This window comes from Dyadobacter sp. OTU695, assembly GCF_038440355.1.
Lineage (GTDB): Bacteria > Bacteroidota > Bacteroidia > Cytophagales > Spirosomataceae > Dyadobacter.
In genome coordinates this window covers 1,196,879-1,221,263 of the sequence record NZ_JASATN010000001.1, presented here as the reverse complement: position 1 = coordinate 1,221,263, position 24,385 = coordinate 1,196,879, and the positions used below count along the sequence as shown (strand labels likewise).

The 24,385-nt window shown below is 51.4% G+C and carries 19 protein-coding genes; 5 read left to right on the top strand and 14 right to left on the bottom strand.

The window, feature by feature from the left end; translation table 11 throughout:
• Positions 1–145: 145 nt before the first annotated feature.
• The 4 genes from AAHB90_RS04970 to AAHB90_RS04955 all read left to right on the top strand — a co-directional run bounded on the left by AAHB90_RS04970 (position 146) and on the right by AAHB90_RS04955 (position 6,633).
• A complete protein-coding gene (locus AAHB90_RS04970; protein ID WP_342083809.1) occupies positions 146–490 on the top strand; it encodes a PadR family transcriptional regulator in 345 nt (114 codons plus the stop codon).
• 1 nt (position 491) lies between these two features.
• Positions 492–3,125 (top strand): ABC transporter permease, encoded by a 2,634-nt coding sequence (locus tag AAHB90_RS04965; protein WP_342083808.1) that lies wholly within the window; start codon positions 492–494, stop codon positions 3,123–3,125.
• A gap of 49 nt (positions 3,126–3,174) precedes the next feature.
• Entirely contained in the window at positions 3,175–5,790 is a 2,616-nt protein-coding gene (locus tag AAHB90_RS04960) for an ABC transporter permease (RefSeq protein ID WP_342083807.1), read from the top strand.
• 63 nt (positions 5,791–5,853) lie between these two features.
• The gene (locus tag AAHB90_RS04955; RefSeq protein ID WP_342083806.1) at positions 5,854–6,633 is read left to right on the top strand and encodes a tetratricopeptide repeat protein; all 780 of its coding nucleotides are present in this window, start codon (positions 5,854–5,856) and stop codon (positions 6,631–6,633) included.
• Positions 6,634–6,636: 3 nt separating this feature from the next.
• On the opposite strand, the gene AAHB90_RS04950 is transcribed toward AAHB90_RS04955, so the two are convergent.
• The 14 genes from AAHB90_RS04950 to AAHB90_RS04885 all read right to left on the bottom strand — a co-directional run bounded on the left by AAHB90_RS04950 (position 6,637) and on the right by AAHB90_RS04885 (position 23,328).
• Complete coding sequence (locus tag AAHB90_RS04950) at positions 6,637–8,271, bottom strand: hypothetical protein (protein ID WP_342083805.1); 1,635 nt, start codon at positions 8,269–8,271, stop codon at positions 6,637–6,639.
• A gap of 36 nt (positions 8,272–8,307) precedes the next feature.
• Positions 8,308–10,527, bottom strand: coding sequence for a hypothetical protein (locus tag AAHB90_RS04945; RefSeq protein ID WP_342083804.1), 2,220 nt, complete (start codon positions 10,525–10,527; stop codon positions 8,308–8,310).
• Positions 10,520–11,635 carry a BatA domain-containing protein gene (locus tag AAHB90_RS04940; RefSeq protein ID WP_342083803.1) on the bottom strand — a complete coding sequence of 372 codons (1,116 nt, stop codon included), beginning with the start codon at positions 11,633–11,635 and terminating at the stop codon, positions 10,520–10,522. Before AAHB90_RS04940 ends, AAHB90_RS04945 begins: the two co-directional genes overlap by 8 nt.
• Positions 11,635–12,528: a DUF58 domain-containing protein gene (locus AAHB90_RS04935; protein WP_342083802.1), complete on the bottom strand. Its 894-nt coding sequence runs from the start codon at positions 12,526–12,528 to the stop codon at positions 11,635–11,637. The genes AAHB90_RS04940 and AAHB90_RS04935 overlap by 1 nt, the downstream gene beginning before the upstream one ends.
• Before the next feature lie 22 nt (positions 12,529–12,550).
• Positions 12,551–13,537, bottom strand: coding sequence for an AAA family ATPase (locus AAHB90_RS04930; RefSeq protein ID WP_342083801.1), 987 nt, complete (start codon positions 13,535–13,537; stop codon positions 12,551–12,553).
• A gap of 59 nt (positions 13,538–13,596) precedes the next feature.
• Complete coding sequence (locus AAHB90_RS04925; protein WP_342083800.1) at positions 13,597–14,214, bottom strand: DUF4159 domain-containing protein; 618 nt, start codon at positions 14,212–14,214, stop codon at positions 13,597–13,599.
• Positions 14,215–14,216: 2 nt separating this feature from the next.
• Positions 14,217–15,554 (bottom strand): TldD/PmbA family protein, encoded by a 1,338-nt coding sequence (locus tag AAHB90_RS04920; RefSeq protein WP_342083799.1) that lies wholly within the window; start codon positions 15,552–15,554, stop codon positions 14,217–14,219.
• Between the two features lie 117 nt (positions 15,555–15,671).
• On the bottom strand, positions 15,672–17,309 hold the full coding sequence (locus AAHB90_RS04915) for a TldD/PmbA family protein (protein WP_342083798.1): 1,638 nt from the start codon (positions 17,307–17,309) through the stop codon (positions 15,672–15,674).
• A gap of 136 nt (positions 17,310–17,445) precedes the next feature.
• Positions 17,446–18,762: a TldD/PmbA family protein gene (locus AAHB90_RS04910; RefSeq protein WP_342083797.1), complete on the bottom strand. Its 1,317-nt coding sequence runs from the start codon at positions 18,760–18,762 to the stop codon at positions 17,446–17,448.
• A gap of 127 nt (positions 18,763–18,889) precedes the next feature.
• Positions 18,890–20,533: a TldD/PmbA family protein gene (locus AAHB90_RS04905; protein ID WP_342083796.1), complete on the bottom strand. Its 1,644-nt coding sequence runs from the start codon at positions 20,531–20,533 to the stop codon at positions 18,890–18,892.
• Positions 20,534–20,718: 185 nt separating this feature from the next.
• Complete coding sequence (locus tag AAHB90_RS04900; RefSeq protein ID WP_342083795.1) at positions 20,719–21,072, bottom strand: response regulator; 354 nt, start codon at positions 21,070–21,072, stop codon at positions 20,719–20,721.
• A gap of 236 nt (positions 21,073–21,308) precedes the next feature.
• Positions 21,309–22,121 (bottom strand): sugar phosphate isomerase/epimerase family protein, encoded by an 813-nt coding sequence (locus AAHB90_RS04895; protein WP_342083794.1) that lies wholly within the window; start codon positions 22,119–22,121, stop codon positions 21,309–21,311.
• 11 nt (positions 22,122–22,132) lie between these two features.
• Positions 22,133–22,468, bottom strand: coding sequence for an MFS transporter (locus AAHB90_RS04890; RefSeq protein WP_342083793.1), 336 nt, complete (start codon positions 22,466–22,468; stop codon positions 22,133–22,135).
• A gap of 8 nt (positions 22,469–22,476) precedes the next feature.
• Complete coding sequence (locus AAHB90_RS04885) at positions 22,477–23,328, bottom strand: phytanoyl-CoA dioxygenase family protein (RefSeq protein WP_342083792.1); 852 nt, start codon at positions 23,326–23,328, stop codon at positions 22,477–22,479.
• 137 nt (positions 23,329–23,465) lie between these two features.
• On the opposite strand from AAHB90_RS04885, the gene AAHB90_RS04880 reads away from it, so the two are divergent.
• On the top strand, positions 23,466–24,362 hold the full coding sequence (locus AAHB90_RS04880) for an AraC family transcriptional regulator (protein ID WP_342083791.1): 897 nt from the start codon (positions 23,466–23,468) through the stop codon (positions 24,360–24,362).
• The last annotated feature ends 23 nt before the right edge of the window (positions 24,363–24,385 follow it).

Sequence of the window (24,385 nt, the reverse complement as noted above, 5' to 3'; positions counted from 1 at the left end):
TCATCCGCGTCCAGCCCCGAACAAAACTGTTCGGTTTCGGACAGGCGCCTCTGACCAAAAAGCGCCTAGCATAGCTGCAAACCGCATTTCTGCATTTTGGCAAAGTATTTGTTTTGCATTATTATAACTAATAGGTTATCCGGATATGAAAAGAGCTTTTCTGGGAGAATTTGAAGAAATCGTCCTGCTGGTAGTGGCTGGCTGCAACGAAGAGGCCTATGGCGTGACGATCTGGGAACGTGTACAGGAATATACAGGCCGTTCCATTTCACTGAGCGCGGTGCACGCCACTTTATACCGGCTCGAAGAAAAGGGATTCCTTACTTCCGAAATGGGCGGCGCCACAGCCGAGCGCGGCGGCCGGCGGAAACGTTTTTTTAGCATTACCAACTACGGCAACCGTGCATTGCAGGAGATCAACGAGATCCGCCAGCAACTCTGGCAGGCTATTCCGGCCGAAAAGCTGCAACCGAAACTCAGCTTTTCGTAATATGGAAAAGAAACCGCAACACAACAGCCCGCCCCGCTGGATAGACAGGCTGCTGACGATCATCATCGCGCCGCATTTCCTGGAAGACATCCTCGGCGACCTGCACGAGGTATATGCACGGCAGGTGCGGCAAGGAAGCGCCCGAACGGCACGCCTGCGGTACCTGCTGGCCTCCGCACGCTACATACGCCCATATTTCATGAAACGTAAACCCCGCACCTATTCACCCACCTATATTTTCAGTCCTGCCATGATCAGAAACTATCTCAAAATCTCGCTTCGCACGCTGGGTAAAAACAAGGCTTACAGCTTTATCAATATTTCCGGCCTGGCCATGGGAATGGCCGTCGCCATCCTGATTGGCCTATGGATTTACGACGAGCTGTCATTCGACAAGTATTTCCAAAACCACGACCGCATTGCGCAGGTGTGGCAACATCAGACATTCAACGGTCAGATCGGCACGCAGACTTCCCTGCCGTTTCCCATCGGGGACGAAATCAGGCGAAATTATGGGGCCGACTTCAAATATGTTGTCATGGCTTCCTGGAACAACTGGCATATCCTGGCCAACGGCGATAAGAAATTCAATAAAAGCGGGTCGTACATCGAGCCGGACGCACCCGAAATGTTCAGCCTGCGTATGCTGCGCGGAACACGCTCGGGTTTGAAAGACCCCTACTCCATCATGCTTTCGGAATCCATCGCCAAGGCCTTTTTTGGCGATGCCGATCCCATCGACAAAACCATGAAGATCGACAACAACCTCAATGTGAAGGTTACGGGGGTTTACGAAGATTTCCCTAACAACACCACTTTCCGCGAAATGTCGTTCATGATGCCCTGGCAGCTGATGATCATCGCCAATCCCTGGCTCAAAACCATGGAGGACCCGTGGCGGCCGAATGCCTACCAGACTTTTGTTCAGCTGATCGACAAGGCCGATATCGACCAGGCATCGGCGCGCATCAAGGACATTAAGAAGAGAAATATCAATAAGGAGCAACTGAAATATAAGCCCGACGTTTTCCTGAACCCGATGAGTGAATGGCATCTTTACTCGGAATTCAAGGAAGGCCACCGTGTGGGAGGGCGCATCGAGTTCGTGTGGCTGTTCGGTACCATCGGCGTGTTCGTATTGCTGCTGGCCTGCATCAATTTCATGAACCTCAGCACGGCGCGTTCCGAAAAACGGGCCAAGGAAGTGGGCATTCGTAAGGCGGTCGGGTCGGTGCGAAACCAGCTGATCATGCAGTTTTTCTCCGAATCATTTCTCGTAGTAGGCTTCTCATTTGTGCTTTCGATCGTGCTGGTGGTGCTATGCCTGCCGTTTTTCAACGAAGTGTCCGACAAGAAAATCACCATGCCGTGGTCCCGCCCCGAGTTCTGGCTGGCGGGTGTTGGTTTCAGTATTGTCACGGCCATTATCGCAGGCAGCTATCCCGCATTGTATCTCTCTTCATTCCAACCGGTAAAAGTATTGAAAGGCACTTTTCGGGCAGGACGTTTCGCTGCTGTGCCGAGGAAAGTGCTGGTTGTCGTGCAGTTTACCGTCTCAATCATACTGATTATCGGAACAGCCGTCGTGTTCAGGCAGATCCAGTTTGCCAAAGATCGTCCCGTAGGTTACAGCCGCAACGGCCTCATCTCCATTTTCACCTCGACCCCGGAAATCCACAAGCATTTCGAAGCTGTCCGGCAAGACCTGAAAAGTGACAGGGCTATTGCGGAAATGGCCGAATCCGGCAGTCCTACCACGGAAACATGGTCATCCACGAGCGGTTTTGAATGGAAAGGCAAAGATCCGGAACAGTCGGTCGATTTCTCGTTCGACGAGGTTTCCTATGATTATGGAAAAACCGTTGGCTGGCAATTTGTGCAGGGGCGCGATTTCTCGCGGGAGTTTGCGACAGATTCCGTCGCGCTCGTCGTGAACGAAACGGCCGTGAAATTCATGGGTTTGCAAAATCCTGTCGACGAGCCGATGACCTGGTTTAAAAAGCCTTACAAGATCGTCGGTGTGATCAGGGACATTGTCGTGAACTCTCCCTATGCCCCAGCCCGACCACAATTTTTCTGCATTTCGTCAGGCCAGGGCAATGTGATTAACATCCGTCTCAACCCCGCGGCCGGCACGTCCAAATCCATCGAAAAGATCAAATCGGTTTTTGGCAAATATGATCCGGGTTCGCCATTCGAATACGAATTTATTGATGAAAGATACGCCCGGAAGTTCACCGACGAAGTGCGTATCGGTAAACTGACCACTTTCTTCTCGATACTTGCCGTGTTGATCAGCTGCCTTGGCCTTTTCGGTGTGGCGTCGTTCATCGCCGAGCAGCGGACCAAGGAAATTGGGGTTAGAAAAGTGCTTGGCGCGACGGTTATGAGCGTTTGGGGACTGTTGTCCCGCGACTTTGTACTATTGGTTTGCATTGCATTTCTTATTGCCACACCCGGCGCGTACTATTTCCTGGATGGCTGGTTACAGAAATACGAATACCGCACGACGATTACCTGGTGGATTTTCGCTCTGACGGGCCTCGGTACGCTGGCGATCACCCTGCTGACGGTAAGCTTCCAGGCCATCAAAGCCGCGACGATGAACCCTATCCGCAGCCTGAGGTCGGAATGAGGCCTAATTACCTTTATTGTCCATTGGATCATTTCAAAAACGCATGGAAATGCCTCAACACCGTCCGCCACGCTGGGCAGATTACCTGCTCGAAAAGTTTGTGAATCCGCGTTTTCTGGAAGATATTCAGGGAAACCTGGATGAAATCTTCGCGCGACGCCTGCGTGAGGCGGGTCCAGCGCGGGCAAGACGGGAGTACGCGTGGGCAGCCGTACGACATCTTACACCCTATTTTACGAGAAAAAGCGCTGAAAAATACCCAACCGTTTCCAACCTGAGCCCTGCAATGCTAAACCATTACTTCACCTATGCCTGGCGGCACTTTGCCAAAAACCGGCAATTCACATTCCTGAATGCCGTCGGACTTACCACCGGTCTCATTTGTACCCTGTTTATTTATCTCTGGGTCGCCGATGAGCTCCGCTTCGACAAGTTTCACGACAAGGATGCCCGCCTCTACCAGGTAATGGTTCACGAGAAAGGCGGAGACAGGCTGGTTACTTCGGAAGGCACGGGTGGAATTTTGAGGGTGTTTCTACCCCGGGATATGCCCGAAGTCGAAATGGCCGTTTCGACGACGCCTCCTGTCTGGTTTCAGAAATTCAGTCTTTCCCACGACGGACGGACTGTTAGCGCGGGAGGGAATTTCGTAAGTCCCGATTATTTCAAGGCATTTTCTTTTCCTTTAACACAAGGTAATCCGGAGTCGGTCCTTACCGACAAAAACACCGTAGCAATTTCCGAGCAGATGGCTATCCGCCTTTTCGGATCGCCCGAAAAGGCGATGAACCAGTTGGTGGAATGGAAATGGCAGGCATTTTCGCGCAAATGCCAGGTAAGCGGCGTATTCCGTGATCAGCCCCACAATTCGAGCGAGCAGTCGGAACTGCTGATACCGCTCGCGGCCTGGGATGAGATACTACCCCAAGGCAGTATGCCTAATACCGCTACCGGCCCGTTTCATAACTACCTAGTGCTGAGGCCCGGCGCCGACGCGCATTTATTGGAAGCAAAACTGGCAGGCTACGCAAAAAAACACTTCAACGACTCCAATGCGACATTATTCATCCGGAAATATTCCGACGGATACCTCTATGGCAAATATGAAAATGGCGTGCAATCCGGGGGTCGGATCGAATATGTGCGGCTGTTCAGTGCCATTGCGGTATTTATCCTCCTCATTGCCTGCATCAATTTCATGAACCTCTCAACGGCCAAAGCGTCGGTAAGGGTTAAGGAAGTGGGTGTCAAAAAAGCATTAGGCGCCGGCAGGCTGACGCTCATATTCCAGTTTCTGGGTGAATCGATCCTGATGAGTTTTCTCACATTACTAGTCGCGTTAGGCATTGTTTGGCTTACATTACCTTATTTTAATACAATCACAAACAAGCAATTCACCTTACAGTTCGGCGCGCAGTTCACGGCGGCATTGGTGGCTATTCTGCTGCTCACCGGCCTGCTCTCCGGCAGCTATCCCGCATTGTACCTTTCCCGGTTTAATCCCGCCCTCACTTTAAAAGGCAAATTGCTGCACGGCATGGGCGAACTCTGGGTCCGGAAAGGCCTTGTCGTGTTCCAGTTCGCTGTTTCGGTGATCTTCATCATTTCGGTAGTCGTGTTTTACAAACAGATCGATTATGTGCAAAGTAAAAACCCGGGCTATGAAAAAGAGGGAATTGTGTATTTTGAAATGGAGGGGCGTGCGGCAACGCAAACCGAGGCATTTCTCGAAAGACTCAAAACCATTCCGGGCGTAGTGAGCTCTTCAAGTATCCAGCAAAAAATCATACTGCCTGCGTCCCTGCCATCGGCTGGCGTTCGCTGGGATGGAAAAAACCAAAAAGATGAGATCCGATTCTATAAAATGCCCGTTAATTATGGCCTCACCGAAACGCTGGGCATTCCTATGCTCGCCGGGAGAAGCTTTTCAAAAGATTTCGGCTCAGACACGATGGCTGTAATATTGAATGAGACCGCCGTCCGGCAAATGGGCATTACCGATCCTATTGGTAAAGAGATTACGGTCGACGGCGGGAAGAGTCACATTGTCGGCATAGCACGAGACTTTCACTTCAACTCCATGCATGAGGCCATTAAGCCATTCATTTTCAAACTATCACCTCAGGAAACCATGCTGGCGATCGTCAAAATTCAGCCAGACCAACTACCCGCGACCATGGCACGCATACAGGCATTTTACGCAAGCTTCAATCCTGGCTACGCATTCGACTACGACTTCCTCGATCGTGATTATCAGATCCAGTACGCCTCCGAGAAGCTCGTGGCCCAACTGGCCAGGTATTTTGCCGCTTTGGCTATATTGATATCCTGCCTGGGACTTTTCGGCCTGGCTGCATTCACGGCCGAGCGTCGCCGGAAGGAAATTGGTGTCCGCAAAGTACTGGGTGCCACCACGGGCAGTGTCGTGGCTATGCTGTCGCGGGAATTCCTCATGCTGGTCGCCCTGGCCATTGCCATTGGTTGTCCGCTTGCGTGGTGGCTCACACAGCGCTGGCTGGACCATTTCGCCTATTATGTCACCATTGGAACGGACATATTCGCCGCAGCCGGACTCGCCACAATCGTCATCACGCTAGCAACCATCAGTTTCCAGTCAGTTCGCGCAGCCCTGGCCAACCCGACGCAGTCGTTAAAATCTGAGTGATTTTAAGGTTAAATTACGGTGAGATCCGGAACTATGAGATGCATTCCGCTATTGCTGCTTTTAATGACCACTGCGTTTACGGACGCGTGGGCTCAACCGGACTGCGCCTCCCAACACGTTCAGGACAGCCTCTTCCACACCTATGCACAAAAAGCCCGTATATTTGGCCCCGAAAGTCTGGGTTGGGATGCTACTTTCGACTCTCTTCTCGCCATATGCCCCAACATCGCCGAGGTGTACCAGGAGAAGGGGATCCGGCAAATGTTTCTGGGCAACTTCGGGAAAACGATCGCCTACAACGACACCGCCGTAGCGCTTGACCCAAAGCGCTGGCTCGCGTACCGGGGATATTTGCATTGTATGCTGACGCACGATTATGAAAAGGCCATCACCGATCTGCTGGCAGCGGAACAGCTCACGCCCAATGCATTCACCATGGATCATACCTTCTCATTTTTCATTGCAATAAGTCATATGGAATCAGGGAACTACCAGGAATCCGAAAAATATTTCCAGAAAGACATTGCCCAGCAAAGGCGCGGAGAGGGCCGCAACGATATCCATTTCAACTCTCTTCTGTATTTCGGCATTTTATATTATCTGATGAACGAATTCGATCAGGCGGAACAGAAGCTCAGTGAATGCCTGCAATTGTATGAAATGCATCCGTTGGCTAACTACTATATGGCCATGACCCTGAAAATCACGGGAAATCAACGCCAGAATGTCTATTTCGAGAAGGCCCGGCAAGCCATACAGGATGGATACGCCCTAAACGAGCCCAATATGCACTTCGCCCGGTTTCCCCGGCAGGTTAGCCTGGAAGACATCGAAAGACGCTGATCATTACAGTTTCGGCTCGATCCAGAGCGCAGCCAGGCAGAGCATTAGCCAGGAAAACCAGGCCCAGCCGGGAAGTTTTCTGGTTGAAACCGCATTGTCAGTCAGGCGCGTACCTGCGTTTACTTGTTGTGTTGATTGAATAAAATGCTGCATGCGCCAAGCATATCGCAGCGACGGGTAGTCCTGCACGTAAAGTTCCGTGTTCAACGAATCGTGAAGAGGTACCCAACCATTTTGCACCGGTAAGAAAGTAGCGGTAGCCGAACGGTCGTTCAATGCAGAAATGGTGGTGGAAATCGTATCCTGCCCCAAGGTTAAAAATCTTGAAACAGCCTGAAAGTTGTTCAAATAAATCTTCACCGGCACATTGCGAAAGACCGGCGCGTCCCACTCGATCACGGATGCCTGCGCGGGACGTACGTATGCGAGAATTTCGTTCCAGACTCTTCCATAAGCCATGCTATCCCCCGCCAACTGCATCGGGAAGGTTTCATTCAGCAAACTAACAGCGATCTTCCCGGTCGTCGTTTCGGTTGCCACCGGGTAGTGCGGCGTTTTTACCTGAAAATCCCGTGGTTCGAAACGGAAAGGCCGGGCCATCAGCGACGGTGATAATGGCACCGATTCATCATTTGAAGTTTTCACCGTTTGAAAGCGTGTACCCAATGCATTATTGATCGAACGGAGCTCGGCTACCGGATCTCCCGATTGCAGAAAAAGCACACTCTTACCTGCATTAACAGCTTTTTTGATAGCCGGGTCGACTGCATTCGAAACGTTTGTTATGATCAGTTCAGGCTCCGTTGCCCGGTTAATATTCAGCTTACTCCGGATATTCTTTGACAATGTGGCGTCATACAGCACCGAATGGCCCTGCTTTCCAAGCCAGGTAGCCAGGTTGCGCGTTTCAAAATCAGGGTTATCGAGAAGAAAGCGGATCGTCAACATCTGCCCGGGTTGCGAAAAAAAGCCGAGCGTGTCGATGGTTTGGCCGTCAAGATCGAGGCTGGTGGTAGTGCGTCCTTCGCTGAATGCAGGAAATGCAAGCCTGAAATTGTTGCTACCGGGATTCAGCATTACACTGTCGAGTGTATGGCCGGCATAGCGCACCCGCAACATCTTTTTGTCCGCAGTTTGAATGCTTCCTTCAATCCGCTGCATTTCGCCCTTTCGCAATATGCCTTTCCAATGCAGGTCACGTAGCTCGCCCGGGGCAAAGTAGGGCTTCCAATGCAAATCGGGCAGGTTTTTCAGTTGCCGGATCGATGCAAAAACCTTGTCGTCGAACTCCTGCCCCACTATAACCAGCGTGTCCACTTGTCTGCTCGCGATTTCATCCTCCCGGATCACCTCCACCCCGACCAGACTGTCGCGAATACGCCCGGTAACCCCGGAAGATACGTTTTCAGCGATCAGCAGCCCTACTTTCGAACTGGCTCCGGATTGCAAATACGGGTCTGCTATCCAGGCCACGACACTCAGCCACACCAATAGATTCAAAAACAACCGGATACCAAATCGTCCGGAGTGGCGGTGCCGCGTGTACAATAACCCGCATTGCAGCGCCAGCAAGGCCACTGCCGCCAGCAGCAGCATTAGGTTCAAAGGCCCGGTCCAGTTGAAATCGGTATGGATCATTCAGTGTTTAATTCTTGCTCAATTCTGTGAAACGGCCTAACGCAGTGCTTTCCGGAATGCGGCCTCTAACTTTTTCCCTGCCAGCCACGGCGAGCGGCTCTGCAATGCGGCATCGGTTCGTTTATACAAATCCTGCTTCAAACCATTCATCTCGGAGTCGCTCAATGCCCTCCCTGCCACCAGTTTTTGCAGTGCCGCGATCATATTCCAGTTCTGCAAGCCTCCATTGAACGGCTCGCTGCCGGTTAGCCGCTGAACCATTTCCGACCCTAATTGTGCCAGCTTCGCCTGATCGGCCTTGGCTAACTTGTCTTTTTCCAGATAACCAAGCAATGCCGCCGCCAGCGCACCGGTTTGTTTTTGGTTAAATTCTTTTTCAAACTCCCACTTTGTCGCGAGTTCTTTGAGCTCGCCGGTTAGCCGCTTCTCTTTTTCCTTGATCGGTGGCGGGTCGTAACCACTTTTTTTGACATACGTTCGCGCCTTCTGCTGGGCAGTTTTGAGGTATTCCAATGCCTTATGCTCAAATGGCAGCGCTTTTTCGGGCTCGTAGGTTCGCAAATGCAGCTCCGATTGCCACATTTGTTCCAAAGCCATTTTCAAAAGGCTGCGCGTGGATTGCTCGTAAAAAGTATTGGTTTCCGCATCGTCATGCGAGTGGGTATATTGCTCCATCAAAGCGGCAAGCGGGTCCTTTTCTCCCGCAGGCTCCTGCTTGTGCTCGTGTGCATGCTCGTCAGCGTGGGCGGGTTCGCCCGTGCGAGGTTCTCCCACGCGTGACTCGGCACCCTCCCCCTGACCGTCGGAATGATGCGTGAATGCGTCGATGATATTGCCAGCATCGGCCGCTGGGTTATCCCCACCACCGATAGTCGTCTCAAATTCCTCGCCCAGATACTGCCCATAGCGCAGCCGGAGCACTTTCTGATCAAAGCCAATTTCGTTGGAAACGGAATTGAATTCAGTCTTTTTCAGCTTCTTTCGTTTGGCAATAAGCTTCTCGGTGTCGATGATGATCTGCCGCTGGCTCCGGAAATACTCCGGCATGACGTTCACGGCCATGGTCGCCAACTCAGACTCTTCGACGTTCGCAGTATCTTTATACACAACAAAATACGTATCCGACTTGCTAAAATTAGCTTCCGGCGTGCGATTATCGATCGCTGCCCAATAATAGTAGAGCTCGTCGCCCGGAGTGAAATTCAATGCATTCAGATCGATGGTTTTCTGAATGTTGGCTTCCCTGAAATCAGCGGGGCTAAGCGGCAGCCGCATTTCCCTGAACTTTACATTCTCGCCTGAACCGCGCGCCACGGTAGCAACGATAAATGCCTGCCTGACCCTGAAATCATCCGATATTTTAGCGGATATCCGTATCCTTTTCGGGTCTTTTAAATAATGATATTGGTATAGTTCCTTCGATGCCGGTTCAATACGGGGCGCGAGATCAGGTAGCGCTTCGAGCTTGTAAAAATCAGATTGATATACCAGCGAGTCCTTCCAGTAACCCTTAATGGAATACAGGCCGGAGCCAGCAAGACGGTCCTGATGCACGAATACACCATTGATTTGACGCAAACCAACTTCTTCACCCCGGCTATTGGCGATCCGTACCGACAGTTGCTCCGGGCGGTCGAACCAGACAGACCATTCAATCTGAGAACCGACGATCCCACTGACATTCAGGTCGCCCGATTTCCTTTGCGGCAGGCCCGTGTAGGCAGGAGGCACTATTTTCACCCCTGCTGATTCAAACTTTGGCATAACCGGCGCCTGCTCCTTACTTTCGGCCGACGACGTTGTTTTTGCCTTTGCCGGCGCTGCATTCCGGTCCCGGATAGCTGGCCACCCATCGTTAACGGCCGTTGCCAGCACCAGTGCAAGCAAATAGATCCACATGCCCCGGTATAATATCCGCCGGGTAAATCTGATATTCCGCTGTCCGATCCTTTCGAGCTGCATTTGCTCGGCAATGTTCAGATCATCCCTGTCGAGAAGGTCAAGGCTATATTCGGCCTCCGGGTTATGGTTGTGTATCAGCGAAATGGCGACATCCTTTTTGTCCCTGCCTACTTTGTGTATCCACCAGCCGATCAACGAGGCGAAAGAGCCGGCCAAAGGGCTCAACCACGGGTCGAAGGGCAAAAAGGTATTGGCTACCAGCTGCGTTGAAATACCCATCAACGAGCTTTTAATAATACCAAGCCATTGTATGTGCGTGTTAACCGACTTGATGAGTTTTTTCAGATCAGCCATGGTTCCTTACCGTTTTGCGCAGTGCCAACCAGCGTTCCGCGGCCATCAATAATACCAAAATCAGCAGCAGCCATGGACGCAATGCAGCCTCTGCCTGCGCACCCGTGGCGGGTATTTTTTCAAACAATGCATTGAGCTGACTTCTGCTCAAAGGAGGATTAGCAGTTTTCAAACCCAGCTCTTTTACAAACAGATCGCCGAGCCACTCCGGCAGCCTGCCACTTTCGACCAATTCCGAATTTGCCATTCTCAATGTATCGCGCAGCTGAATGACGTTAGCCGGAGCATTCCATTGCGGGGCATTTCCTGATACGACATAAACCGTTCCGGGCTGTGGACGGGCCATCGGCCGGTCGGTAAACACCCATTCATAGCGACCCGGGCTTTTTTCCTCTTCTATTTGAAATTGAAAACCGTAGACCTCCCTCAACGCTGTAAGTGCTGCGCGGACAGTCTGCCGTTCCCCGGCATCGTCATAATCCAGAAAAACCCGGATTACTCGTCCGAAAGCCGGTTTATTTTTAAAAATATCAACCTCACTTTTCCGCAAAGAATCGGCAGCCGGAAAAAGCTGGTATTTACCGGGAACGTATACCCGGGCTTCCAAATCATCGTCATTCCGGAAATACAATCTGAAATCTTTCCCACCACCGTCCGACAATGCATTAATATTCTGTTGTAAATACTTCGGTTGCGAAGCAGGGACCGTCATTTTGGTAAGGTCAATTGCCTTCTGCGGGGAAGTACCGAGCCAATAGATACGCTCGCCGCTGCGTTGCGCTTTTTCGAGTTCAAAACGGTAGGTATCGATAACAAGCCTGTCGGCCTGTACCAGATGGATGACCTCCGGCCGGCCGCCATTGTTGAGCCACCCGACGACCGGTTTACTCAATACCAAAGCCAGCAGCAAAACCACCAGGCACCGCACGATCATCAGCCAAACCTCATGGAGCCGCATGCCGCGGTGTTGCAGCGTGGTTTGTTCGCCAAGCCAGCGCATGGCGGCCCACTCAATGGTTTTGCCCCTTTTCTGGTACCAAAAATGGATAGCCACCGGTACCGCTATGGCCAGCATTCCCCAGAGCATATATGGTTGCAGGAATGCCATCAGCCTTTTCTTCTCGTTAAAAATGCCTTCAATACCATTCCCACGGGCTCGCTCATCCGTGCCCGCACGAGGCGCACATGCGGGATTTGCAATGCCGCTTTCAAATCGGCCAGATAGCCTTGCATAGCAGTTCTGAACTGCATGCCCACGGTCTCCGCATCAAGCTCGACCTCCTGTCCACTTTCCAGGTCCTTAAACCTGTAAAATCCTTTCAAATCAAAATCCTCCTCCTGGTCACCCAGTAGCTGGAAGATCACGATTTCCCGGTAAGGGCCTGCCAAAGAGCATATCCATGACAGCCATTCGTCGCCGGTTTGCAGCAGGTCGCTCACGAAGATAAGCTGCTCTTTTTTTCGCGACTGAAATTCGGCCTGCCCCAGTGCCGAGGTACCCCAGGGGCCGCTCGCTGTTGCTTTTTCCAGTCCTACCAGTATTTTCTGAAATGCCTGCCTGGCCGACGAAGCCGAGCCCGTGCCGCTGATCGTTTCCACCCGGCCCTCCCTCAATCCATACAAACTCATCTCATCATTCTGGATGTAGCACAAGTAGGCCAGCGACGCCAGCAGGATTTGCGCGTATTGCAGCCGGCTGACACCGTTTTCAGTGTAATTCATCGATCCCGACAAATCCAGTACGAACCGGATCTGGCGGTCACTTTCGGTCGACGACTCGCGGACCAGATGTTTATTTGTCCTTGCAAACAACTTCCAGTCGATGCGTTTCGGATCGTCGCCCGGCTCGTAATGGCGGTATTGTTCAAATTCAATGCCGATACCCGACCGCTTACTGGAATGAATGCCCAGCATCAGTTCCTCGCTCACCAGTTTCCCGGTCAGTTGCAGGTTTTTGAGCTTGATAAGGCTGGATGCCAGTAATCCGGTTGTTTTTTGCATTTCAATCGGTATTTCTATTAAACTATGGCAGCGTATTCAGCAACTCCTGAATAGCCTGGTCGCTGGTAATGCCTTCGGCCTCGGCCCGGAAATTCATGGCAATGCGATGCCGCAGCACGGGGTATGCCAATGTGCGGATATCTTCCGGCACAACCGAAAACCGCTCGTTCAAGACCGCCCGGGCCTTTGCGCACAACACGAGCGCTTGCCCCGCGCGCGGGCCCGCACCCCAGTCGCACCACTCGCGCACAAACTCCGACTGGGTCGTTTCTGGCCGCGTGGAGCGCACCAGATGGTTAATTCGGACTAATAGTTCATCGGCAATGTGTACCTGCCGCGTCAGCTTTTGCAGATCGGCCATTTCCGTGTCCGACAGTATCCGCCCAATCTCCGGCCTTGCGGTCCCGGTGGTTGTTCGCAACACGTCCAACTCCTCGGTCTCACTGGGATAGCTTAGTTTGATATACAACAAAAACCGGTCGAGCTGGGCCTCGGGCAGCGGATAGGTACCGGCCTGCTCGATGGGGTTCTGTGTGGCGATGATCAGGAATGGGTTAGGTAATGCGTAATTTTCGCCGCCGTAGGTTACGCTCTTCTCCTGCATCGCTTCAAGCAGCGCCGCCTGCGTTTTTGGCGGCGTCCGGTTAATCTCGTCGGCGAGTACCACATTGGCAAATAACGGCCCCCGGTTGAATTTGAAGAACTTCTTGCCCGTTTCATGGTCCTCTTCCAAAATCTCGGTGCCGACAATATCGCCGGGCATCAGATCGGGCGTGAACTGGATCCGGCGAAAGCTCATATGCAATGCTTCGGACATTGTTTTGACCATCAATGTCTTTGCCAACCCGGGTACGCCTTCCAACAGGCAATGTCCCGACGCCAGCAATGCGATCAGTATTTCATCAATCGCCTCCTGTTGTCCAACAATTACTTTCGCAATTTCGGCTTTCAGGAGTGGCAGCTTAGCCACCAGCGAGCGGTAGTGTGATGTAGCCGTTGAGGTTTCCAAATTTTGATAATTAATAGTGATTCCATGAAATTAAGACTCCCCCTCCTCCTTCCTCCTCCCTATCCCGTCAACGCATAAACAACAATATTCACCCCAAACCGCGTATTGTCGACGGCCAGGAATCGTTTGTTCCGGAAATCATAATCCCATTCGCAGCCGTAATCCTTGTTGCTGTACAGGACGCCGATCTTCCCGTTGATGGTAATGGCTTTGAGATAGTCGTGTACGAGGTCGTCTCCCCAGCCGTTCAGCTCAAAGGAAGTGGTGGGCGGGCCGTCGTCGAATTTGAAAAAACTGTGGTAAACTGGATGGTTGTTGGGAATCTTCTGCAAGGCTTTCGGGCCGAATGTCCGGGCCATTTCCTGCTCGAAAGATTTGGCAAAAAGTCCGTCGATGTCGTGGTTGCAGTCGTCGACGAACACAAATCCGCCATTTTGCACATACCGTTTGAAATGATCGCGTTCCTGGGCTGAAAATTCCACCAGTTTGTGCCCGCTCAAATAGCAGAACGGGCTTTTAAATATTTCATTACTGCTTAGCTGGACCACTTTTTCCTTCTCATCGACCGGGATGGTGGTGTACTCAACCAGCGAATGCAGCAAATTGGACGGCATTCGCTGGTCGGTATCCCAGTTACCCGAGGTGTATTGGATTCTCGTGAAGAAAAAAGGTTTCAATACTAAACTGCGTCTGATAACGATGAGAATGTGAACTCGCGGATTTTCATCGGCGGGATCAGATAATTGCTGTTGCTCTCGGTGCTCACCACGCGTTCGGGTTTGCCGAGCGTTTCCAGGTTATTGAGCATGATCACCGGGCTTTCGTTAAAACGGAAGTTTTTGATCGGATGCTTGATCACGCCGTTCTCGATATAGAAAGTGCCGTCGCGCGTGAGGCCCGTGAGCAGGAGCGTTTGCGGGTCGACTTCTCGGATATACCAGAGTTTGGTTACTAAAATACCACGCTGGGTCGATTTGATCAGCTCTTCCATACTTGCCGTACCGCCCGCCATAATCACGTTCGTGGGGAATGGCACCGGTTTTACATTGTTTTTCTGTGCCCAATAGCGCGAATAGACGAGGTTTTTGACTACCCCATTCTCTATCCAGCTGATCTTGTTGGCCGCCTGCCCATCACCCGACCAGGGCGACGCAGGCAAATCCGGATGCATCGGGTCCGAATAGATATTCACGCGCTCGTCGACGATTTTCTCGTTCAACTTGCTTTTGCCTCCCGCTTTGCTGAGAAACGACCGGCCTTCGTCGGCGCTTCTCGCATCGAGGTTGAAGAATATATTTTCCAGTAGTACTGCCGCGGCCGTCGGTTCGAGGATGACCGTGTATTTGCCGGGTTCCAGCGCCTTCGCGTCGACCGAACCTTTGGATTTCTGAATGGCGATTTTCGTAGCAGCGGCCGTATCCAGTTTATTTACATCACTATAACCTTTGGCCACATAACCCGAGCCTTTGCCATCGGGCGTGCGTACCGTGAGCGAGAAATTGACGCTGGTACTGGGGTAATAGGCAAAAAGGCCTTTGGAATTCATCATGGCCGAATAACCTTTCTGATTTTCCAGGAAGCCGGCGGCCGTCATCTTCTCCGTGCGGGTCAGTTCGAGGCTTTTGGCGACCGCATCGGCGCGAAAAGCAGGATTAATGCCTGCCGTGGATTCGAAAAAACCATTGGATTTCAAATAAGTCTGCGGTTCAAGCACGCCTACATACTCGGGATTTTCCGGCGCCAGCATGGCCAGTTCCTCCGACCGCCTGACGACTTTTTCAATCGATTCGTCGCTGAACTCATCGATGGTTGCTACGCCGACTTTCTTCCCGAATGCGGATTGCACCTGCAAATTCTGGTTGATCAGCGATCCGCTCGTCGACACTTCGTTCCGGGCATAGCGCAGGTTACCCCGCTCCTCGCCCAATATATTGGCCTCGCATTCATCGGCCTTGGAATAGCTCAGCACTTTTTGCAATAATGCTTTTGCTTCTGATTCAGTTAGTATAATGGCCATTTGCGTAATACTTTTTTGATGGTCGTTTTGGTTGAGGGGAGGAAGGAGAATGGAGGAAAGGGACGAGGGATTATCCCTATTTCCCTCCTCCATTCTCCCTTTCCTCCATTCTCCCTTTTAAATCTTCCTCGCGGTATTTATAACATTAACGCCGTTGAACCTTGCCGTCGAACTGCCGTGCGATACGGCGCTGGATTGCATCGGCTGTCCTTTGCCATCGAAGAACGAACCTCCCAAACGGTAGTCGCGCTCGTCACACACTTGCACGCACGAGTTCCAGAATTCCTGTGTGTTCGACTGGTAAGCCACATCTTTCAGCATACCCGCGATCTTGCCGTCTTTGATTTCATAATACAGCTGCCCCCCGAACTGGAAGTTATAGCGCTGCTGATCGATCGAGAACGAGCCATCACCAATAATGTAAATGCCTTTCTTGACATCTTTGATCATATCATCCACCGACAATGGTGTTTTGCCCGCCGCGAGCGACACATTCGGCATCCGCTGAAACTGAACCGAGCTCCAACTGTCGGCATAGCAGCATCCGTGCGATTCTTTTGCACCGATGATGTGCGCCTGGTCGCGGATCGCCTGATAATTCACCAGCACACCGTCTTTCACCAGATCCCATTGTTTGGTATTAACCCCTTCATCATCCCAGCCGACGGCCCCCAGCGAGCCTACCTGCAACTTGTCGGCCACGAGGTTGACCTGCTTGCTGCCGTACTGGAAGTTCTTGGATTGCCATTTATCGAGGGTCGCAAACGAAGTTCCCGCAAAATTGGCCTCATATCCCAGCACACGGTCGAGTTCCAACGGGTGGCCTACCGATTCGTGGATGGTCAGCCACAAATGCGAGGGGTCGAGGATCAGGTCGTATTTGCCCGCTTCCACCGACTTGGCCGTCAGCTTTTCCTTGGCCTGCTTGGCCGCGGCTGTCGCATCTTCGAGCATGTCGTACCCTTTGTTGTACCGGGTCGTGATGCCGGTTACCTTGTCCGCCGGGTTCGACTGTAAATAGTCGTAGCCCATCCCCATCGGTGCGCTCAGCGACCGGCGCGTTTCAAACTTACCCGATTTGGGATCAATGGTCGTTACATTAAAAAGCGGCCATATGCGATGAATATCCTGATCGATGTAGGAGCCGTCGGTAGACGCAAAATATTTTTGTTCATTCACCTGAAACAGGATCGAATTCACATAGTTGGCCCCATTTTTCAAAGCGGCATCGTTCACCGAGAGCAGCAAGTCCACCTTTTCTTTGATAGGTACTTCAAAAGCATTCTTCTTAATAGGCGCTTTCCAGCTTACTTCGCCAAAACCTTTTTGCGGAGCGAGCTGTACCGGCTCTTTCATCAGTTTCGCATTCGCTTTGGCAATCGCAACGGCCTCTTCCGCCGCCTTCGCCATCTGCATTTCACTTTTAACATCCACCACCGCGGCGAACCCCCAGCAGCCGTTGGCAATGACCCTCACGCCTACCCCGTATGATTCGGTATTAACGATGTTCTCGACCTTGTCTTCGCGGGTGGTAACAAACTGATTGAGGTAGCGGCCAATGCGTACATCGGCATAGGAAGCGCCTTTGGATTTGGCCGCATTGAGGGCAGCGTCGGCTAGCCGCTTTTTGACAGCCACGTCCTCACCCGCCATCAGCAAAGCCTCAGGCGATACAGGACGGCCCGTTGCAAAACCCGGCAACATGAACGCTCCCGTTCCAAGCCCGGCCATTTGGATAAAATCTCGTCGTTTCAAAGTGTAGATGTTTAGCTAATAGGATTGATTGGGTGAGCTAAAAAAGTGCAATTCATAAGTTAATGAATGGCTCCACTTGTTTCAACTCACCTGTTATGGATGGCAGGATAGCAGTTTAAATGGATTACGGAACCCGTTATACTGCGTCCGAAAGGCTTGTAAACGTAAAATCACGAATTTTAAGCGGGGGTATCAGGCTGCCGTTGGTACGCACGGATTTTCCGATAGCCTCCACATTATTAAGCATGATTACCGGGCTTTCGTTGAACCGGAAGTTCTTCACGGGATATTTGATCTGCCCGTTTTCAATGTAGAAAGTACCGTCGCGCGTGAGGCCCGTGTAGAGCAACGTTTGCGGGTCGACGGTACGGATGTACCAGAAACGCGTGACAAGAATGCCTTTTTCCGTGCCCTTAATGAGGTCGGCGAGCGAGTCGTTGCCGCCGGGGAAAATGATACCATCCGGTGACGGGATAGCTTTTACACCTTTTTTTTCTGCCCAGAATCGCGAGTAGTACATGTTTTTTACCACCCCGTTTTCAAACCAGGTCACTTTCTCCTGAGGCCTGCCATCGTTGGCGAAGGGTGAGCCGGGTACTTCGGTATTTGTGGGGTCGGAATAGATGGTCACTCGTTCGTCGAGGAGCTTTTCCTCTAATCGGGTCTGCCCGCCCTTTTTACCCAGAAAGCTCCTGCCCTCGTCGGCGCTGCGTCCGTCCATATTCCGCATCATGTTCAGGATGAGGTCGTGTGCGGCTGTGGGTTCGAGTATAACGGTATATTTACCCGGTTCCAGCGCCTTGGCATTCACCGATGCCAGTGCCTTCTGCATGGCAATTTCCGTGGCCGTCCCGGAATTCAATTTAGAGGCATCGTTATAGTCGCGCTGCACGAAGCCCGAGCCGGTGCCATCCGCCGTCCTGACCGTCACCGAAAATTCTACCGACGTGGATTTGTTGTAGGCAAAAAGCCCTTTATTGTTCCCTAATGCCGCAAATCCGCTCGTGTCTTCCATATAGCCGGCCGCGGTCAGGTTCTTTTTAGAACAAGGCTCAATGCTGGCGAAAGCGGCTTTGGCACGGTATTCAGCGTCAATACCCGCCGTACTATCGGCGAATGCATGGGTATCTACATATTGCTGCTGCCCGAGCATCGGCATATACTCCGGGTTATCAGGCGCAAGCTTCGCGATTTCCTCTGCCCGACGTACCGTTTTTTCGAGCGAGGCATCATCGAATTCGTTAATGGTCGCCGTGCCCGATTTCTTGCCGTAAACAGCGGTAACGGAAAGTGACATGTCGGTCGTTTCGCCGCTGGTCGACACCGAATTGCGTGCGTAACGGATATTACCTGTCCGGTTGCCTGAAAGCGACGCGCTAATCTCATCAGCCTTCGAAAACGCCAGGACCTTATCTATGATTTTTTTAGCTTCTTCTTTTGAAAGGATTGCCATTGCGTGATGTCTTTTTATGATCGATGGACTCTAGGAGGAGGGAGGAAAGGTAGGAAGGAGGAAAGGGACTAAGGGGATATACTTTAATTCCTTCCTCCCTTTCTTCCCTTTCCTCCTTCCTCCCTCCTTAAATTTTCCTCCCGGTATTAATAACATTCACCCCGTTAAACCGCGTGGTCGAACTTCCGTGCGAGACGGCGCTGATCTGCGAGGGCTGGCCTTTGCCGTCGAAAAACGAGCCGAATGTGCGGTAATCGTCCTTGTCGCAAAGCTGCGCACATGAATTCCAGAATTCCTGGGTATTGGATTGGTACGCCACATCTTCGAGCATTCCGGCGATTTCGCCGTTTTTGATCTCATAAAAAACCTGCCCTCCAAACTGGAAATTATACCTCTGCTGATCGATAGAATAAGAACCTCTTCCGACAATGTAAATACCTTTTTCGACCCCTTTGATCATATCCAGTACGCTGCGTTTCTCGGTACCCGGTTTGAGGCTGATATTCGGCATGCGCTGGAATTGAACTGAGCTCCAATCGTCGGCGTAGCAGCAGCCGTGCGACTCTTTTTCTCCCAATATCTGTACCTGGTCGCGGATAGCCTGGTAATTGACCAGAATTCCGTCCTTGATGATATCCCATTCCTTGCAAGGGACACCCTCGTCGTCGTAGCCCACAGCTCCCAGCGTATGCGGCTGTGTTTTATCGGCGACGATATTGACCAGCTTGCTGCCGTAATTAAAATTCTTCGTCTTCCATTTGTCGAGCGTCGCAAAGCTGGTACCGGCATAATTGGCCTCATAGCCCAGCACGCGGTCGAGCTCGGTAGGGTGCCCTACCGACTCGTGAATGGTGAGTCCGAGGTGATTCGGGTCTAAAACAAGGTCATATTTCCCCGGCTCAACCGATTTGGCGGTTACTTTCTCTTTCGCCTGTTTGGCTGCCATAACTGCATCCTCGACCATATCATAGGAATTGCGGTAACCTACCAGACCGTTCGGTCCTGCGATTTTCTCGGTGGCCAGCCCGTCAAGGTATTCGTATCCCATGCCCATGGGCGAGCTTATCGCGTCACGTGTTTTGAACTTGCCGGACGCCTTGTCGGTCACCGTTACTGTAAATGTAGGCCAGATCCTATGCACGTCCTGATCGATAAAGGAGCCATCGGAAGAGGCGAAATATTTTTGTTCGTTGACAAAAAACAGGTTGGAAGCTACAAAGTTGGCCCCATTATCCATGGCGGCACCATTGACCTTCATCAGCAGGTCTATCTTTTCCCTGACGGGTATTTCAAATGCATTTTTGGTAAGCGGCGTCTTCCAGGTCTTGTCGCCTACGCCTTTCTGCGCAGCAAGCACTACTGGTTCTTTCTGAAACTTAGAGTTCGCTTTGGCGATCGCTACGGCCGTCGCCGCGCATTTGGCGATACCGTCGGGCGTGACGTCGCTGGTGGCCGAAAATCCCCAGGTCCCGTTAGCGATCACCCGAATCCCGATGCCGTAGGACTCGCCATTAACGATATTCTGGACCTGCTTTTCACGGGTAAAGAGGTATTGCTGCAAATAGCGGCCGATACGTACATCGGTGTAGGTGGCCCCCTTGTCACGGGCGGCATTCAACGCTGTTTCAGCAAGCCTTTTCTTGATTGTGGCATCGAGCCATGGGTTGAGCAGCCGCTCTTCGGCCACAGGGCTCCCGATGACGGGTACCTCCGAGAGCATCATAGCGCCCAAGCCAAAGCCCGACATCTGCATGAAGTGTCTTCTTTTCATTGGTTAAGGTTTAGCCTTCCGGCAAATAGATGAAGAATGTCGGATCTTGATTCTCCAATGTAGTCAATATATTCTTAACAAATATTCGTGTGGCAATTTTTTTTGCAACATAGGCGTTTGCACCAAAAAAAGAGCGCCGGAAGCCACATTGGCCGCCGGCGCTCTCGCATGGGGATAATCAATACCTAATATAAACGTGAAATCATCAACGTCCTGAGCTGCTGTTCATCCCAGGGCTTATTCACATAGCTATGGAAATACCCTTTTCCGGCTGCCCAACGAAACTCTTCTGTGTACGCATTGCCTGTAAGCAGCACACGCATACTGGAAGGATATTGATCGGAAGCCAGTTTAAGAAATTCCAGCCCTGTCATGTCCGGCATTTGGTGATCAGCGAAAATGACGTCTATCTTGTGCTCGTCGAGAATTTTAAACCCTTCTTCGGTTGAATTAGCCAGGAAAATTTCGGCATCTCTCCGGAAGGTCGCCTTAAAGGAATTCAGATTATTAATTTCATGGTCAACATAAAGGATGCTCATAGTTATCAGATCGAGGGGGGTTACTATAAAGCAAATTTAGGAATTAACTCATTACCGGAACAAAATCCGGAGTCGCGTTAAACAAGCAAAATCCCTGTACAAATTCCTCAAAGGTATCACATTTCGTCCTTGTGTAGCGAAAACCAACTCATTGTCAGTATTTTAATGACAAATATTTTATTTAACGGTAAAATCTTTCTCAATTAAAATGCTAAAAAATAATTAGCCTAAGTATCCTAAATCCGCCAATAACGGTCTCTCAGGAGGTGCATCATGTGCACGTTCACATCCCACTGGCTCACGAGCGGCATTTGCGTATAGGGCATGGCGGGCATGTAAGGTGCAGGTCCGAATTCGGTGGTGATGGTAAGCCTCGTTCCGTTTTGGACATGAAGTCTTGCAACGCGGTCCCACCAGCTGAGGTGTGCGTTCAGCACTTCTTCCCATTCGGGTGCGCGGGGGTCATTTACCTGCGGGCCTTCCGGGTGGCCTACCCGGCTGTGAATGTGATCGGTACGGGAAATGGCGAGGGATACCTCATCGGGAAGGTCTGCCAAAAGCGACTCGTGTACGCTGCACCAATGCGAGATATCGAGCGCAATGCGGAGGTTGGGATTGGATTGGAGGTAACCCATCGTAACGTGGGCTGCGAAAAGGCTTTTGCCCCGGTGTGTCTCGTGGATAATGGGAATGCCTGAATCGGCAGATAGCTTTGCTGCGAGCGTGAAAAGCCTTTGGTTCTGCGCTGCATTGAAATAATCCTTGCCTGTCTGACAGTTGATCAGTACAGGCCGGGCTTCGATCAGGTTACGAAGGTATTTTTCATAGTTTGCGGCGTGCTCGTCGATATTCTTCTCGAATGACTGCCAGTACTGGCCGATCAGCCGGAGATCGTTGGCAGCCAGTGTTTCAAGGATGGTCCGTTTCTCGGCCGGATCGAACGGCAGTGCCATTTCTACACCATCATAGCCAACGGCTTTTACATTTTTGCAAAAAGTATCGAACGGCAGGGTATTCCCCCACTCGGGTGCGTAAAACTCAACAGTCATTTAATTGGCAATCAGCGTTTTTGTAATATTTTTTCGATCTCTTCCAAGGTACGGCCTTTGGTTTCGGGAATGCTGGTCCGGATAAAAAAGAAGTAAACCAGGCATATCGCCGCATGGATCAAAAAGGTGACCGGCACACCGAAATACTGGTTCATGACGGGAAACAGCGCGGTTGTGAAGAAATTGGCGATCCATAATGCCAGTGTGGCCACCGCCATGGCATTCCCGCGGATGCGGTTCGGGAAGATTTCGGAAAGCGTCACGCACGTCACCGGTCCATATCCTTTGTTGATCCGGACTGGCCCGGTGATGTCCAAACCGGAAAACGTGCCGGCTGCGTGTGCCATAGTGTAGTTTATTTGAGTGATACGTCTGCTTCCTTGCTTAGAAAATCAGCTTCCGACTCGGTCAGGCCGGCGGTGTCCCAGGTAAGCAGCGCTTCGTCGGGGACGATTTCAATGGGTGTAATGCTCGCGGCCGACGAGGATGATTCGTTGTGCCCGACATTAGTGGAACGGTTGTAGCACGAAATCAGCGACCAGCGCGGGCGGTCCGACAAGTTGGCTTCCGACCGGTGCAGGATATTGCTATGAAAGAACAGCGCGTCGCCAGCACTCAACTCCACGAAAACGTGCTCCATGGCCCTGAGCGCAAGGTCAACATAGCGCTGCGAAGCGCCTACCTGTTCGCCCGAAAAGCCGTGCTCCACCCTTCCCATTTTATGCGACCCTTTGATAACTTGCAGGCAGCCGTTTTCCACCGTCGCATCTGTTATGGCGATCATTACCGACATCATCTGTTCGGGATAGAGAAATTCATTTTTATACCAATAACCATAATCCTGATGCCATTCCCAGGCCCCACCCACGCATGGCTCCTTTTGCATGAGCTTGGAATGGTAATGGCAAACCGAATGGCCTTCGTCCCCAGGCTGGCGCCCCAGCAGCTGGTCTACTGCCCCAACGAGCGTTTTACCTCTGGTCAGCAGGCCGTACACATCATCCCCGGGCTTGTACCAAAGGGAAAGCTTGCTCCGCTTACCGGTACTGTCGTTGACATTGATAGCATGCTTGCTGATTGTCGCATCGTCTATCGCAATGTGGTAGAGGCGCGAAACTTCCTCTTTGTCATAAAATCCGCGGACGATCAGATATCCGTCCTTATCGTACTGCTGAATTTGAGCATGTGTCAAAAGTTGCTTTGCCATGATAGTGGGATTTAGGAATAGTACTAACTATCACAAAACTCAGTTTTTCCAGGAAATAAACGAATGAACTATTTTGTCCAAAACATGGATTATTTTACCTTTATCCAGCTCACTACCATCTCATTAAAACACACATTATGCGCAAAAGCAGGGGCTTCGAAGGAGAGCTGATCATTGAAATACCCAAAGTAGCGACATCCCATTGCGAACAGTTGCCGCTGATCAGCCAGTTATTCATTGCAAGAATGGGTTATTATCCCAAAGCGTTACACCACTATTATCAGCGGCCAAACGGCATTTCACAGGCTATCCTGCTGTATTGCAGCGACGGCGAGGGCTGGATCGAACTGGGCGGGAACATCGCTCAGGTACGCGCGGGCGAAGTTGTTATCCTGCCATTGGACGTACCTCATTCCTACGGGGCGGATAAAATAAATCCGTGGAGCATTTACTGGCTTCACCTCACCGGCGCCTATTGCGATGCAGCCACAGCTGCCGTTATGGGACGTGACGGTGAACCTGCAAGAGCCGTGCAGGTAGGGTTTTCCGAGGAGCGCAACGCACTTTTCACGCATATCGCCACGACTTTGCTGAAAGGATATAGTGCATCCAACCTGCTGCATGCCAATCTGACGTTGCCGCACTATCTCTCCTCATTTATCGCACCGGAGCATTTTGGCTCGCAGAAGCTGTCTGCATCGGCAGCAAGCCCTACCGAAAAGGCGATTCTTTATATGCAGGAAAACCTTTCAAATTCCCTTACACTGGATAATATTGCCCGTTCGGTAAATTTATCGGTTTCATTTTTTTCCAGAAAATTCAAAAAAGACACCGGCTACGCACCGATCGAGTACTTCAACTATCTCCGCATTCAGAAGGCCTGCCAGTTGCTTCACTTCAGTACATGGCGGATAAATGAAGTGGCTTCCGCCATTGGAATCGACGATCCGTTCTATTTTTCGAGGCTCTTCAAACAGCAAATGGGCCTGTCGCCCGTGCACTATCGAAAAAATAAGGGGATAGAGCGGCAGTAAAAATGGGCATTGACGGAATTATT